Raw genomic sequence first — 16094 nt, 5'->3', positions numbered from 1 at the left:
GGACGTCACCACGGGCACCAGAAACACCACCGGCATCACGAGCACCACGAGCACCACAACCAGGGGGACCACCATGCCGAACGGCATATCGCTAGTCGACAAACCGGGCTGGTACGGCGGGGAACCGTATCCGGCCGACGCCCTCGACCACATCGCCGCACTGCCCGCCCTGCAACAGCCCGACTGGGCCGCTCACGAGGACCTGCCCGCGGCCGTCCGGGAACTGCGCGGCGCGCCGGGGCTCGTCGGCCCGGGCGACGTTCACGACTTCGCCCTCCTCGTCGCCGGGGCCGCCCGGGGCGAGCTGAACATCCTGCAGGCCGGGGACTGCGCCGAGAACCCGGCGGACAGCACGCCCGAGGCCGTGGCGGCCAGAACCGGCCTGCTCGACACCCTCGCCACGGCCTTCTCGGAGGTCACCGGCAGGCCGACGGTACGGGTCGGCCGCATGGCCGGCCAGTACGCCAAACCGCGCTCCCGGCCCACCGAACGCCACGGCGGCCGCGACCTGCCGGTCTTCCGCGGCCACATGGTCAACGGTCCGGAGCCGGACGCCGCCGCCCGCGTCCACGACCCGCGCAGGCTGACCGCCTGCTACCGGGCGGCCCTTTCCGTGCACGCCGCACTGCGACCGGACACCGGATGGACCTTCGCCACGACCTGGACCAGTCACGAGGCCCTGGTCATGGACTACGAACTGCCCCTGGTCCGCGGGGACGGGTCGGGGCGGGCCTTCCTCTCCTCCACGCACTGGCCCTGGATCGGCGAGCGCACCCGCTCGGCCCGCGGGGCCCACGCACGCCTGCTCGCCGCGGTGGACAATCCGGTCGCCTGCAAGGTCGGGCCGACGACGACCCCGGCGGAGCTGCTGGAACTGTGCGGGCTGCTGGACCCGCAGCGGCAGCCCGGCCGGCTCACCCTCATCGCCCGCCAGGGGGCCGGCGCGGTGCGGCGCACCCTCCCCGCGCTGGTGGAGTGCGTACGCCGGGCCGGACATCCCGTGGTCTGGATGTGCGACCCGATGCACGGCAACACCGTCACCACCCCGGCCGGCCGCAAGACCCGCTTCGTCGCGGAGGTCGTCCGCGAGGTCCGCGGCTTCCGGCAGGCCGTGGAGTGCGCCGGCGGGACCGCCGGGGGCCTCCATCTGGAGGCCACGCCGGACGACGTGCTGGAGTGCGTGGCCGACGCCGACGGCGTCGCCGGGCTCGACGGCCGGGCCGCGCCGCTGTGCGACCCCCGGCTGAACCGTGACCAGGCCGCCGCGGCCGTGTCCGCCTGGCGCGTCTGACCCACCGACCACTTCTCACCAGCTGGTTCTTTCTTTTCTGCAACGGGGGAACATCAGAGATGGACCAACATCCCGACCAGACGGTCCGCGCCCTGCGCGGCCCGTCCGTCGACCATCCCGCGCCCTACGGCATCCCGGGCCTGATCCGCTCCGCGGGCGAACGGGCCCCGGACGCCGTGGCGTGCACGGGCGCCGGGGAGACCTGGACCTACCGCCGCCTGGAGGAGGTCTCCGACCGTCTCGCCGCCGAACTGCTGCGCCGGGCGCTGCCCGAGGACCGGCCCGTCGCGGTGCTCGCGGACCGCGGCCCGCACATGGTGGCCGCGCTGCTCGGCGTGCTCAAGGCCGGGCTGCCCTACCTGCCGCTGGCCACCGACGAGTCGGCCGAGCGGCTCGCGCTGATCCTGGACACCGCGCGGCCGGACCTGGTGGTGGGGACCACGGGTGCGCTGGCCCGCTGGCAGGGGCCGGCCGGGACCGCCCTGCTGGACGTGGAGCCGCTGTCGGCCGGTCCGGACCCGGCCTACGTGCCGGGCCCGCTGCCTCCGGTCACCGCGGACCAGCCCGTCAACATCATCTTCACCTCGGGCTCCACGGGCACGCCCAAGGGCGTCGTGGTGCCCAGCGGGGGCGTCACCAACCGCCTGCTGTGGGGCCAGCGCCACTACGGGCTGACGGCCGAGGACCGGGTGCTGCAGAAGACTCCGTACACCTTCGACGTGTCCGGCTGGGAGATCTACTGGCCGCTGATCGTCGGAGCGCGGCTCGTCCTGCTCGCCCCCGGCGAGCACGCCGATCCGGCCGCGATCATGAAGACGGTGACCGAACACCGGGTGACGGTCTGCCATTTCGTGCCGTCGATGCTGGACGAGTTCCTGCGCTGGCCGAACGCCGCGGACTGCACCAGCCTGCGGCACGTGTTCTGCAGCGGCGAGGCGCTGCCGGCCACGCTGGCCCGGACGTGCGTCAAGACGCTGCCCGCCCGGCTGCACAACCTCTACGGTCCCACGGAGGCCTCGATCGAGGTCACCTACTGGGACAGCCCCGAGGACCCCTCGCTGATCGACGACGTACCCATCGGCCGGGCCGTCGACAACTGCACCCTGCTGGTGCTCGACGGGCAGGGGCTGCCCGTGGCCGAGGGCGGTACCGGTGAACTGTGCATCGGCGGAGCGCCGTTGGCCCTCGGCTACTTGGGCCGGCCCGATCTCACGGAGCGGGTGTTCGTCCCCGCCCCCGAGGGCAGTGGCCCGGACCGCGTCTACCGCACGGGCGACCTCGTCCGCGTGGTGGACGGCCAGATCCGCTACCACGGCCGCATCGACGAGCAGGTCAAGATCCGGGGCGTGCGCGTGGAGCCCGGCGAGGTGGAGAGCGTCCTGCGCGAGCACCCCGGGGTCGACGAGTGCGCCGTGGTCGTCGCCGGTGAACGGACCCCCCGCCTCGTCGCGTTCGTCCGCCCGCACGGCGCGGACGCGCACGGCGCCGCGGGCGGGCCGGACCGGCAGGAGGAGTACCGCGCCCATGTCGCCGCCCGGCTGCCCTCCGCGTACGTCCCCGCGCACTTCGTCGCCCTGGACACCATGCCGCTGACCCGCAGCGGCAAGCAGGACCGGGTGCTGCTGCGGCAGCGGGCCGCCGAACTCCTCGCGCCCCGCGCCGATGGGCCGGCGGCCGTGGAGGGCGACCCGCTGGCCCGGCTGTGGGCGGAGGTGCTCGGGCTCGACTCCGTCGACGAGGACACCGACTTCCTCGCGCTGGGCGGCCACAGCCTCGCCGCCGTCCGCCTGCGCGGCGAACTGCTGCGCGGCCACGGACTGCGGATCACCCTCGCGGAACTGCTCCGCGACCGGATCACCCTGGCCGCTCTGCGCCGACGGGCCGCCGAGGCGTCCACAGCGGCGGCCGGAGCGGGGCCGCAATCCGCAACCCTGTCCCGGCGGCCCGACCCGGCCCGCGCGCCCGTGTCCGGCGGACAGCGCCGCCTGTGGCTGATGGAACAGCTCTACCCGCGGCTGAGCGCCTACAACGTGGTCGCCGCGGTACGCGTCGAGGACGGCCTCGACACGGCCCGGCTGCGCGAGGCGCTCGGGCTCGTCGTGCAGCGGCACGAGTCCCTGCGCACCGCCGTCCTGAGCGACGGGTCCGGCCCCTACCAGGCGGTCGCCGACCGGGTGGAGCCGCCGCTGGAGACCCGGGTGGTGGACGGGGCGATGACCGCGCGGCGCTGCCGGGCCCTCGCGGCGGATGCGGCCGCCGAGCCGCTGCCCGTGGACCGCGCGCCGCTGGTGCGGGTCCTGTACGCGCAGGGCGGGGACGGGGCCGGCTGCCTGGTCGCCGTGCTGCACCACGCGATCGCCGACCAGCGTTCGGTGGACCTCTTCCTGGCGGAACTCTCCGCCGCCTACGACGGGTTCCCGCCCGCGGGTGACCCGCCGCAGTTCGGCGACCTGCTGGCGGACCGGGCACGACGCGAGGACCCGGCGCGGCGGGAGGCGGACCTCGCGTACTGGGTGGAGCGGCTGGGCGACGCCCCGCGCACGCACGGACTGCCCTTCCAGGCCCGCCGCCCGGCGGTCACCACCTTCGAGGGCGGCGCAGTCGACTCCGCGCTCGGCGGGGCGGACGCACGGCTGCTGGAGGAGGTGGCGCGGCGCACCGGCGCCACTCCCGTCGCGGTCGTGCTCGCGGCCTTCACCGCCGTGCTCACCTCGTGGAGCGGGCAGGGCGAGGTCGTCGTCGGCGTTCCGTGGTCCTCGCGTGACGGGGGTCCCGGCGAGGACGTGATCGGCTTCCTCATCGACACCTTGCCGGTCCGGGTCGACGTGGGGTCCGCGGAGAGCTTCTCCGCCCTGGTCCGCCAGGTCTCCGACACGATGCTCGACGCCCACGGCCACGCCGGCGCGGACTTCGAGCAGATCGTCCGGGCGCTGGGCCTCCCCCGCAACCTCAGCCGCAATCCGCTCTACCAGATCTGGTTCAACGACCTCACGCACGCCGCTCCCGCCCCCTCCTTCGACGGGGTGCCGGCCGAGCCGGTGGAGCCGGGCGCCACCGGCTCCCTGTTCGACCTCGGCCTGTACCTGCACCGGGACGGCGGGTCGGGCTACCGGCTGCGACTGGTGCACGCCCTCGACGTGTTCGACGCGGAGACCGCCCGGCACCTGCTCGGCCAGGTCGTCCGGCTCCTGCGGGAAGCGCCCGCCGACCTCGGCCGGGCGCCGTCCGGATGGATGCTGGGCGGCGACCGGTCGCCCGCCGGACCGGTCCCGCGTCCGGCCCTCACCGACGTGGCCGAGGCCTTCGGCCGGGCGGCCGCGCTGCACGCCGACCGGGTCGCGCTGACCCACACCGGCGGACGGATGACGTACGGGGAGCTGCACGACCGGGTCGTCGCCCGCTCGGAAGGTCTGCGCGCGGCCGGCTGGTCGGGGCGCGCCGTGCTGCTGCCGGGCGACCGGTCGCCCACGACCGTCGTCGAACTCCTCGCGGCCTGGCACTGCGGGTGCTCGGTGGTCCTGGTGGACGCGGCCCTGCCCGCCCGCCGGCTGCTGGCCGCGCTCGCCCGCTCCGGCGCCGAGGCCGTTCTCACCGGCGCGGGCGCCGACTGGCCGGTGCCGGTGCTGACCGGACCGGAGCTGCCGCGTCCGGACACTCGGCAGACGGCCCTCGACTGGGGGCACGCCCTGTGCACGTCGGGCAGCACGGGGGAGCCCAGCGTGGTGTTCGCTCCGCGCGAGGCGCTGCCCGAGGCACTGCACTGGTACCGCGAGGCGTTCGGAACCGGCCCCGACGACCGGTTCCTGATGCTGTCCGCGCCCGGCCACGACCCGGTGCTGCGCGACGTGCTGGTCCCCCTCACCAGTGGCGCCTCCCTCCACCTCCCGGCCGCGGGGACCGAGCCCGGGGCGCTCGTCGAACTCCTGGCGGAACACGGCATCACCGCCGTGCACGCCACCCCGGGCCTGGCCCAGCTGCTCGCCTCGGCGGCGCGCGGCGCGGGTCGGCGGCTCGACCGGCTGCGGCACGTCGTGCTCTCCGGGGCGCTGCTCACCGATCCGGTGGCCCGGGAGCTGCGACGGGTCGCCCCGGCCGCGGAGATCCACCACGGCTACGGGTCCACCGAGACCCCGCAGTTGAGCTCCTGGCTGCGCTGGCGCGACCCGGCGGGCGATCCCGTGCGCCGACGCCGCGACCGGGCGGGGGTGCCGCTGGCGGCCCACAGCCCGTGGCGCGAGCTGGTCGTCGAAGGCGCGGGCGTGGGGCAGCTCGGGGAGATCCTCGTGCGCGGGCGCGGGCTGGCGATCGGCACCGGCCCGGTCCGGGAACCGTCGCCGTTCGGGCCCGATCCGTACGGGGAGCCCGGGGTGACGGCGTACCGCACCGGCGACCTGGGCCGGTACACGCCCGACGGCCTGATCGAGTTCGTCGGGCGGCGCGACCGGCAGGTGTCGGTCGGCGGCCACCGGCTCGAACCGGTCGAGGTCGAGGCCGCTTTGCGGGCCCACGCGGCGGTGGCGCAGTGCGCGGTCGTGGTCTCCGGGACGGAGATCACCGCGTTCGTCGCGGCGCCCGGCGCCGACCCGGCGCTCGGCGAGGAGCTGCGCCACGAGCTGGGCGCGGTGCTTCCGGCGTGGGCGGTGCCGGGCCGGATCGCCGTCCTGGACGAACTCCCGCTCGACCGCAACGGGAAGGTCGACGTCCGGGCGGCGGCGGCCGCCCTGGCGCCACGGGCGACGGCCGCCCGGCCCGCGCCGTCGGCCACCGAGGACCTGATCGTGGCCGCGCTGCGGGAGCAGCTCGGCGCGGGGTCCGCCGTACGGGAGGAGGGGCTCGGCTCGCCCGGCCGGCTGGACGCGGCCACGAACTTCTTCGACGCAGGTCTGACCTCGCTGTCGCTGCTGCGCATGCACGAGCGGCTGCGGGCGCAGGGGCTCCCGGTCGAGGTCGTGGACCTGTTCCGCTTTCCCAACCCGCGGCTGCTCGCCCGGAACCTGCGCGGCGACGGCGCAGGCACGCCGGATGTCGCACTGCCCGCCGCCGCACTGCCCGCCGCCGCGCGGCACGCCGGACCGGCCCGGGCGGCCGGCGCCGCACTGACCGGTACGGCCGCCGCGCGGCGTGCGGTCCGCCGACGCATGAACGACCAGAAGAGGACCACGCAGCGATGAACCCGCCGGAGAAGCACGACATGGACGCGACGACCGACGTGACGACCGCAGCACCCGTGGCGATCGTCGGCATGGCCGGCAGGTTTCCCGGGGCGCGGGACCTGGAGGAGTTCTGGCTGGCCCTCTCGGAGGGCGAGGACTGCTTCACCACCCTCGGCGAAGAGGAGCTGCGGGCCGCGGGCGTCGAGGAACGCCACCTCGGGGACCCGCACTACGTCCGCCGGGTACCGCTGCTGGAGGACGCCGACCGGTTCGACGCCGCGTTCTTCGGGATGACCCCGCGCGAGGCGTCCATGCGCGATCCGCAGCAGCGGCTCTTCCTGGAGCTGGCGCACGCGGCGCTGGAGGACGCGGGCTACGACGCCTTCGCGGTGCCCGGAACGGTCGGCGTGTACGGCGGCGCCGCCTCCAACCGGTACGCCGAGTTCAACATCCGGGCGGACAAGGAGCTCGCGGCCCGCGCGGGCGCCCTGTCCCTGGACATCTACAACAACAACGACTACGTCGCCAGCACCGCCTCCTACCGGCTGGGCCTGACCGGGCCCGCACTGTCGGTGGCCACCGCCTGCTCCACCTCGCTCGTGGCCGTGCACCTGGCGTGCGAGGCGCTGCGCGGGGGCGAGTGCGACGTCGCCCTCGCGGGCGCTACGGAGATCGAGCTGCCGTACGGGCACGGCTACCGCTGGGCGCCGGGCAGCATCTACTCGCAGGACGGCGTGTGCCGGCCCTTCGACGCGAAGGCCAACGGCACGGTGTTCGGCAACGGCGGCGGTGTCGTCGTCCTCAAGCTGCTCGCCGACGCACTGGCGGACGGCGACCCGGTGCGGGCCGTGATCCGCGGCTCGGCCGTCACCAACGACGGCGCGGACCGGGTCAGTTTCAGCGCGCCGGGCGTGGACGGGCAGACGCGGGCCGTGGTGGAGGCGATGACCGTGGCCGGGCTCGCGCCCGGGGACGTCGACTACGTCGAGGCGCACGGCACCGGCACGGACATCGGCGACTCGATCGAGATCGAGGCGCTCACCTCGGCGTACCGGTTCCTGGCCGACGGCCGCGGGCTGACCCCGTCGAGCGTGGCGCTGGGGTCGGTGAAGTCGAACATCGGCCACCTCGGGCCGGCCGCCGGCGTCGCCGGGCTCATCAAGACGGTCCTGTGCCTGGAGCACGGCGAGCTGGTGCCCACGGTGCACTTCACCGAGCCCAACCCGAAGCTGAACCTGGGGGCGACCCCCTTCCGGGTCGTGGGCCGGCGCGACGTCTGGCCGGGCGGGGGCGAGCGGCCGCGGACCGCCGCCGTCAGCTCGTTCGGCGTGGGCGGCACCAACGCGCACGTCCTGCTGGAGCAGGGGCCGGCCGCCCGGCCGGGCACCCCGGCCGACGGGCCCGAACTGCTCGTCTGGTCGGCGCGTACGGAGCCGGCCGAGGCGGAGGTCCGCAGGCGGCTCGCCCGGCACCTCACCTGGCAGGGCGAGGAAGGCTTCGTGGACAGCGTCTCGACGCTGCGCGGCGGCCGGACCGCGCACCGGGAGCGCCGGGCGGCCGTGGCCGGGTCGGCACGGCAGGCGGTGGGCCTGCTCTCCGACGCGGAGGGCCGCGGCGTGATCCGCCCGGCGGAGGGGGCGGCGGCCCGGCCGGTCGCGCTGCTCTTCCCCGGTCAGGGCTCCCAGCGACCGGAGATGGCCGCCGGACTGATGGGGTACGACGCGACGTTCACCGCGACGATGCGCCAGTGCCTCGACACGGTGGCCGGGCTCGGCCTCGACCTCGAACCGGCCTGGCGCGGGCCGCACGCCGCCGAACTGCTGGGGCGCACCGAGTACGCGCAGCCGCTGCTGGCGTCCGTCGGTGTCTCGCTGGCCGCGATGTGGCGGGCGTGGGGCGTCTCCCCCGTCGCGCTGCTCGGCCACAGCGTCGGCGAGCTGGTCGCGGCGGTGGTGGCGGGCGTGACCGGTCTGGAGGACGGGCTGATGCTGGTCACCGCGCGGGCCCAGGCCATGCAGGCCATGCCCGCCGGTTCGATGCTCGCGGTGTCGCTGGGAGAACGGGAGGCCCGGGAGTTCCTGGGCGGCGTCGACGGGGTGGTACTGGCGGCGGTGAACGGCCCCCGCCAGAGCGTCCTCGCGGGCCCGGCCCCGGCGATCGCCGCCGTCGAGGCCCGGCTGGTCGCGGACGGCGTGCAGTGCAAGGTCCTCGCCACCTCGCACGCCTTCCACAGCCCGGCCATGGCCCCGGCCGCCGAACGCTTCCTGGAGGCCTTCGACGGGGTGTCCCTGTCCGCGCCGCGGATCCCGGTGGTCTCGGCCGCGACGGGCCTGCCGATGACCGACGAGCAGGCGGTGGACCCGACTTTCTGGGCCGGTCAGTTGACCGCTCCGGTGCTGTTCGGGCCGGCGCTGGCGGGGCTGCTGGACGGACAGCGGCTCACGGCGCTGGAGGCCGGCCCGGGACGCGCCCTGTCCACGCTGGCGCGCCGGCACGGTGCGGGCTCGCTGGCCGTTCCCGGGCTCGGCCCCGCCGGGAGCGACCGGGAGGCGGTCCTCGCGGCGGCAGGAGCGCTGTGGACCGAGGGCCACGACCTGCGCTGGGAGGTGGTCGGCCCGGCCCGGCCGGCCCGCCGGATCTCCCTGCCGGGCTATCCGTACCAGCGCGAGCTGCACTGGATCAGCCCGCCGGCGCCGACGGCTCCGCAGGAACCCGGGACCGCCCTGCCCGAGCCGGAGCGGACCGCGGCGACGGGCACGCGGGAGCCGTCTCCTGCGGCGGCGCCGTCCGCGCCCGCGCCGGAGGCCGCTGCCGGACCCGTGCCCTCGCCGCTGTCGGTGATGCGCTGGGAGGAGCTGCCCACCGGGACGCGGCCGCCCCGCCACCGCAGCAGCGTCGCGCTGGCGCTGCTGCCGCAGGATGCGGACGCCGCCCGGCACGTCACGGCCGTTCTGGGCCGGGCCGGGCACCGTGTGGTGACCGCCCGGCCCGAGAGCCTGCGGTCCGTGCTGGACGGGCTGCTGGCCCGGGGCGAGGAGCCGGCCGTCTACGTGCACGCCCTCGCGGCGCAGCCGTGGCCGGAGGCCACCCCCGACACGGCCCGGGAGCAGGCCGCCGCGGGCGTGGAGAGTGCGTACGCCCTCGTCCAGACCGTGGTCCGGCACTCCCGGCTGCGGCTTCCGGCCCGGTTCCTGCTGCTCGCGGCGCAGGCCGCCGACGTGTCCGGCGGCGAGCCCGTCAACCCGGCGAAGGCGGCGCTCGCGGGGCTGGCCCGGACCGTACCGCTCGAAGTGTCCGGCGCGCAGTGCATGCTGCTCGACGTGTCGCCGGGTACGGACGCGGACCTGATCACCCAGCAGGTGCAGGAGCCGCAGTGGCCGGCGGTGGTCGCGCTGCGCGGCGACCGCCGCTGGGTGCCGGTGGAGGTGCCGGTCCCGCACGAGCCGGCCACCGAGCCGCCGGTCCGCCCGGGCGGGACGTACCTGATCACCGGTGGGTTCGGGGGCCTCGGGCTGGCCGTCGCCCGCGGGCTGGCCGAGACCGGTCTCGCGCCGACCCTGGTCCTGGTCGGCCGCTCCGGCCTCACCGAGGCCGCAGCCGAGGAGGTGGCCGCTCTCGAAGGGCTCGGCGCGCGGGTGCTGGCCGAACGCGGGGACGTCACCGACGAGGAGTCCATGCGGGCGCTGGTGCGGCGCGTCGAGGACTCGGCCGGGCAGATCCACGGGGTCCTGCACGCGGCGGGGCTGCCCGGCGAGGGCATGATCGCCTTCCGTACGCCCGAGCAGGTCCGGGCCGTGCTGTGGCCCAAGCTGCTCGGCACGCTCGTGCTGGAACGGCTGTTCGCGGACCGGCCGCGGCTGGACTTCTTCACGTCCTTCTCCAGCCGCGCCTCGATCTCGGGGCTGGTCGGCAGCGCCGACTACGCGGCGGCCAACGCCTTCCTGGACGCCCACGCCGCCGTCTCCCGGCAGCGCTGCGTCAGTGTGAACTGGCCGAGCTGGGCGAGCGTCGGAATGGCCGCCCGGTCCACCGTGGATCCGGGCAGCGGTGAACCGCTCTCCGCGTGGACCGCGGAGCAGAGCCGCGCCCCCGGAGCTCTGGTCCACGAGGAGGAGTTGACGGAGAAGGACTGGCTGCTCGACGAGCACCGGTTCGCCGGGCGGGCGGTCCTGCCGGGCACCGGCCATCTCGACCTGGTGGTGCGCGCGGCCCGGGAGGTGTGCCCGCGGCTCGCGGGCGTACCGGTGGAACTGGGTGACGTGGTGTTCCGCCGGCCCCTGTTCGTCGACGGCGCGCAGCGGGTCCGGGCCGTCCTCGAACCGCGCGGCGCCGACACCTGGGCCTTCTCGGTCCGCACCGGCTCCACGGTGCACTGCGACGGCAGGATCGGTGTCGCGGCCGAGCCGTCCGCGCCGGAAGTGGACCTGGCGGCGGTGGCCGCGCGGATGACGGAGACCGTCGACGCGTCGGGGGCCGGGGACCTGGCCGAACTCGGGCCGCACTGGCTCAACGTCACGGGACTGCGCCGGTCCGCGGACGAACAGCTGGGCTCGCTCGCCCTCGACGGGCGTTTCCGTGCCGAGACCGACGGCCGGCCGCTGCACCCCGCGCTGCTCGACAGCGCCACGGCCCTCACCCGGCGCCGCGAGGACGCGCACCACCTGCCGCTGTTGTACTCGTCGGTCACGGTCTACCGCGACCTGCCCGCCGAGTTCACCAGCCACGTACGGCACGTGCGCGGCGGCGGCGACGGCGGCGTGCTCGTCTCGGACATCGACCTGGTGGACGGCGACGGCGTGGTCGCGGTCTCCGTGCGCGGCTTCACGATGCGCAAGGTGGGGGGCAATCCCTTCGAGGCGGGTCCGCCGTCTGCGGAGCGACCCCCGGCGGAGTCCGCCGGACTGCCCTCCTCGGACGGCATCCCGCCCGGGGAGGGCGTGGCCCTGTTGTTCGACGTGCTGAGCGGGCGCCCGGCGCGGCAGGTCACCGTACGGCCCTACCGCGACGGGGCTCCGGTACCGGCCGGGACGCCGCGGGCACCGCTGGCGGCGGCAACGGCGGCGCCGGACCCGGTGCCCGCCCCTGCCCCGATCCCGGCGCAGGCGCCCTCCCCCGCCCGGGCGGCGGTGCCCGAGGCCGTGCCCGTCGCGGCAGCCGGGCCGGCCGCCGGCGGCGCGGGTGCCCCGGACATCGCCGAGATGCTGGAGGAGACCTGGCGGGCGGCCCTCGGCATGGGCTCCGTCGATCACGGCGCGGACTTCTTCGACCTCGGCGGGGACTCGCTCAGCGCCGTCGGTCTGATCGCGGAGGTCCGGGACCGGCTGGGCGTCGAGCTGAGCATCGGCATGCTCTTCGAGTTCCCGACCATCTCGGCCCTGGCCGCCGAGCTGCGCGGCCGGACGGAGGCGACCCGGTGAACGTGCCCGTACGCGACCACCGCACGGGACCGCGCTGGTCCGTCCGCGGGGAGCACCGCGGGCGGGCACGGCTGCGCCTGTACTGCTTCCACCACGCGGGCGGCTCCGCGGCCGAGTTCGCGCGGTGGCACCGCTACCTGCCCGAGGACGTCGACGTGTGCGCCGTCCAGCTCCCCGGCCGCGGGTCGCGCGTCGACGAGCGCCCGCACACCCGCATGCGGCCGCTGGTGGAGGAACTGGCCGGGCAGCTGGAGACGGACCTGCCGATGGTGTTCTTCGGGCACAGCTTCGGCGCGCTGGTCGCGTTCGAGCTGGCCCGGGTGCTGGCGGAGGCGGGCGGGCCCGCGCCGCTGCACCTCTTCCTCTCCGCCCGGCCCGCGCCCGGCCTGGTCACGTACCGGGGGCGCATCCACGACCTGCCGGAGGAGGCGTTCCTGGACGTGATGGACAGCCGCCACGGCGGAGTCCCGGCGGAGCTGCGCGCGCATCCCGAGCTGCGCGGGATGGTGCTGCCGTACTTCCGGGCCGACTACGAGGTCATCGAGACGTACCGGCCCGCCGGGGCGGCTCCGGTCCCGGTTCCGGCGACCGTGCTGGGCGGCACGGACGACTCGATCCCGCTGGAGCAGCTGGAGGCGTGGCGGGAACACCTGTCGGGCCCGTTCGGTCTGCGGATGTTCCCGGGCGACCACTTCTACCTCCGGCCGCGGCGTACCGCCGTGCTCGGCCTGGTGCGCGCGGTGGCCGGATGAGCACGGACGTCCGGGCGGTGCTCGCGAAGCGGCGGCTCGGCGCACCGTACGAGCTGCTGCTGTTCGCCTTCGTGGTGTCCGGGCTGGGCAACTGGATCTACCGTCTGGCGCTGCCGCTGATGGTGTTCGAGCTGACCGGTTCGGCCCTGAACACGGCGGTGGTGTACGCCCTGGAGTACGCGCCGTTGCTGCTGCTGTCGCTGCCGGGAGGCGTCATCGCCGACCGCTTCGAGCGCCGGCGCATCCTGGTCGTGGGCGACCTGGCGGCGACCGTGCTCGCCGGGGTCCTGGCTCTGGTGGTGACGTCGGGGTCCTCGTCGGTGCTGCTGGTCTACCTCGCGGCGTTCCTCCTCGCGTGCGTGGAACCGCTGTACTACCCGGCGTTCCAGGGGATGGTGCCCGATCTGGTCCCCGACAAGGACCTGGAACGTGCCAACGCCTGGATGCAGATGGGCGACAACGTGATGAGCCTGGCCGGTCCCGCCGTGGCCGGTGTGCTCATCGCGGCCGTGGGCTACGAGGGCGCGATCTGGGCCGACGCGGGCACGTTCGCCGTGTCGGCCCTGGCCTTGGTGGCGATCAGGGCCCGGTCGAAGCCGCCGGCCGCCGCGCAGGCGGGGGCGGAGCCGGTACGCGGCGACCTGCTGCGGGAGGTGAAGGACTCCCTGGTGCACATCACCCGGGACAACCGGCCCCTGCTCAGCGGGGCGGTCCTGTTCGCCCTGGCCAATCTGGGCACCTGGCTGGTGCAGGCCAACCTCGTCTACTACCTGAGCGACTACCGGTCGATGTCGCCGGCGCTGATCGGCGTGGTCTTCGCCGCCCAGGGCGCGGGCGCGGTGCTGGGGGCCGCGGTGTGCCCGTGGCTGGGCCGGCGCTTCGCCCCCGGACGGGTCGTCATCGCGGGGACGGTGCTGGCGGGCGCCGGGATCGTCCTGCTGATCCCGCTGCGGGACGTGGTGGGCATCTCCGTGCTGTGGGCGCTGATCTACGGCATCGGCACGGTGAACATGGTGAGCTGGTTCGTCCTGCGCCAGCGCACGGTGCCCCCGCGGATGCTGGGACGGGTGGTCGCGACCACCCGGATGATCGCCTTCATGTCGATCCCGGTCGCGTCGGTGCTGGGCGGTGTGCTGGAGCAGCGGTGGCACAACATGTACCTGATCATCGCGATCGCGGGCGGGCTGCGCCTGCTGGTCGGCCTGGGGGCGCTGCTCTCGCCGCTCAACTCCTCCGCGGGACGGCGCGATCCGGCCGATTCCTGACGGTGGCCGGGGCGGCCGGCACGACGACCGCGGCCAGGAGCAGCTCCGGGGCGGCCGCCCAGCGTCCCTCGTAGACGAGGGGCGCGGGCGGCCCGCCCCCCGTCGCCTCCACGATCCGGGCGCGGAAGGTCCGGCCGGCCGGATCGAAGGTGACCGAGGCGTCCCGGAAACCCAGCCGTCGCCGCGCCATCGGGAACCACGCCTTGTAGACGGCCTCCTTGGCGCAGAACAGCAGCCGGTCCCAGTGCACCGGGGGGAAGTTCGCGGCGAGGGCGGCCAGCCGCTCCCGCTCCTCGGGGCGGGTGACCGCTCCCAGGGTCCGCCCGGGCAGCGCGGCGTGGGGTTCGGCGTCGATGCCGACGGCCCGCACGCGCTCGCGAAGGGCGACGGCCGCCGCCCGGTACCCGGCGCTGTGCGTCATGCTGCCGACCACTCCGTGCGGCCACACCGGCGCCCCGCGCTCGCCGGGCAGTACGGGTACGGGTGGTACGCCGATGTCCGCGAGGGCCCGTCGGGCACAGTGCCGGACCGTCGTGAACTCCCGTCGGCGCCCTTCGTGGCGTGCTGTCCCGAGGACTTGCAATTCCTCGGGGAGAAGCGTGGATTCGGGAACGTCGGCAAAGCTCTCCGCACAAGCCACGGCGGTCGGAAGGATCAGTTCGAGCACTTCAGGACCCTAGCGACCGGAACCGTTCTTCCGCCATTTCTAGGGGTGTTCGGGACTGCTAGCGTGAGTCGGGACCGGCAATTGCATTCGAACGAAACACACGAGTTCGTTCACCGAGGGGGATTTCCGCAATGACCAGCGGTATCGATGATCTGCCGACCTCCATATCGGCGCCCGTCACCGGCCGGGTGGAACGTCCGCCGGGTCCGCGCCTGCCCGCCGTGGTCCAGACCCTGCTGTTCGCCCAGTACCGGCACCGCCTGTTCCCGTTGCTGAAGCGCCGCCACGGGAACGTCTTCACGCTCCGGCTCACCACGCCGACCCGCCATCTGGTCATCCTCACCCAGCAGGAGGACATCAAGACGGTCTTCGGCGGTCCGGTCGAGGTCCTGCACGCGGGCGAGGGCAACGCGATCATGGGGCCGGCCCTGGGCGAGCACTCCGTGCTGCTGACCGACGAGGCCGAGCACCGCAGGGCCCGCCGGCTGCTGATGCCCGCCTTCACGGGCGCGGCCCTCGCCGGTTACCAGGACATGGTCGGCGATCTGACGCGGGCGGAGGTGGAGGGCTGGCCCGAGGGGACGGTGTTCAGCGCCCACGAGCGGATGCAGGCGCTGACCCTGGAGGTCATCCTGCAGGTGGTGTTCGGAGTGACCGACGAGGCACGGCTGGAGCGGATGCGCCCGCTCGTGCGCGGCATCGCGGACATCGGTCCGGTCACCCTGCTCGGGCTGCCCTATCCGCTGCTGCAGCGCTTCGGGCCGTGGCGCCGCCACATCGCGCTCCAGCGGGGGCTGGACAGGCTGCTGTACGCGGAGATCGCCGACCGGCGCCGGGCCGCGGACCTGCACAGCCGGACCGATGTGCTGTCGCGCCTGCTGCAGGCGGCGCAGAACGAGGAGGGCGGCGGGTTCAGCGACGCGGAGCTGCGCGACCAGCTGATCACCCTCCTCCTGGCCGGGCACGAGACCACGGCCACGGGCCTGGCCTGGGCCCTGCACGAACTGGTCCGCCGGCCCGAACAGCTGCGCCGGGCGCAGCGCGCCGCGGACGAGGGCGACGACGCGTACCTCACGGCGGTCGCCAAGGAGGCGCTGCGGCTCAAGCCGGTGGTGTACGAGGTGGCCCGGCAGCTCACGCAGCCGCTCACGGTCGGCGGCTACCGGCTGCCGGCGGGCGCGACGGTGATGCCCGCCATCGGCATGGTGCAGTCGGACCCGGCCTACCACCACCAGCCCGACGAGTTCCGTCCGGAGCGCTTCCTCGACGGCCAGCCGCCCGCCAACACCTGGATCCCTTTCGGCGGTGGCGCCCGCCGTTGCATCGGTGCCGGATTCGCGCTGCTGGAGGCGACCGTGGCGCTGCGGGAGGTGCTCCGGCTGTACGAGATCCGGCCCGACCGGCCCGCTCCGGAGGAGCAGAAGGCCCACCACGTGACGCTGATCCCCTCCCGGGGTGCGCGCCTCGTGGTGAGCCGCCGCGGCTGAACCGCCCGGCCGGGCCGGGTGTCCGGCGCCGCGGCCGCCCCGCACCGGGGCGGCCGCGGCCG

7 protein-coding genes are annotated in these 16094 nt (G+C 75.3%); 6 read left to right on the top strand and 1 reads right to left on the bottom strand.

Annotated elements, in window-relative coordinates:
• The first annotated feature begins 73 nt into the window (after window positions 1–73).
• From AC2RP6_RS32500 to AC2RP6_RS32480, 5 genes are read left to right on the top strand one after another with little or no spacing between them, the layout of a single operon-like run.
• On the top strand, window positions 74–1291 hold the full coding sequence (locus tag AC2RP6_RS32500) for a 3-deoxy-7-phosphoheptulonate synthase (protein WP_486449405.1): 1218 nt from the start codon (window positions 74–76) through the stop codon (window positions 1289–1291).
• Window positions 1292–1350: 59 nt separating this feature from the next.
• On the top strand, window positions 1351–6462 hold the full coding sequence (locus AC2RP6_RS32495; protein ID WP_486449404.1) for an amino acid adenylation domain-containing protein: 5112 nt from the start codon (window positions 1351–1353) through the stop codon (window positions 6460–6462).
• Window positions 6459–11861, top strand: coding sequence for a type I polyketide synthase (locus tag AC2RP6_RS32490; RefSeq protein WP_486449403.1), 5403 nt, complete (start codon window positions 6459–6461; stop codon window positions 11859–11861). Before AC2RP6_RS32495 ends, AC2RP6_RS32490 begins: the two co-directional genes overlap by 4 nt.
• Window positions 11858–12613, top strand: coding sequence for a thioesterase II family protein (locus tag AC2RP6_RS32485; RefSeq protein ID WP_486449402.1), 756 nt, complete (start codon window positions 11858–11860; stop codon window positions 12611–12613). The genes AC2RP6_RS32490 and AC2RP6_RS32485 overlap by 4 nt, the downstream gene beginning before the upstream one ends.
• Complete coding sequence (locus AC2RP6_RS32480) at window positions 12610–13878, top strand: MFS transporter (RefSeq protein WP_486449401.1); 1269 nt, start codon at window positions 12610–12612, stop codon at window positions 13876–13878. The genes AC2RP6_RS32485 and AC2RP6_RS32480 overlap by 4 nt, the downstream gene beginning before the upstream one ends.
• Here the strand turns inward: AC2RP6_RS32480 and AC2RP6_RS32475 are convergent.
• On the bottom strand, window positions 13838–14518 hold the full coding sequence (locus AC2RP6_RS32475; protein WP_486450531.1) for a 4'-phosphopantetheinyl transferase family protein: 681 nt from the start codon (window positions 14516–14518) through the stop codon (window positions 13838–13840). The genes AC2RP6_RS32480 and AC2RP6_RS32475 overlap by 41 nt on opposite strands.
• Before the next feature lie 158 nt (window positions 14519–14676).
• Between AC2RP6_RS32475 and AC2RP6_RS32470 the strand changes: the two genes are divergently transcribed.
• Window positions 14677–16032 (top strand): cytochrome P450, encoded by a 1356-nt coding sequence (locus AC2RP6_RS32470; RefSeq protein ID WP_486449400.1) that lies wholly within the window; start codon window positions 14677–14679, stop codon window positions 16030–16032.
• The last annotated feature ends 62 nt before the right edge of the window (window positions 16033–16094 follow it).

The sequence above is a fragment of the Streptomyces sp. WAC03905 genome, from assembly GCF_057371075.1.
This window is presented reverse-complemented; position numbering and strand designations above follow the sequence as displayed.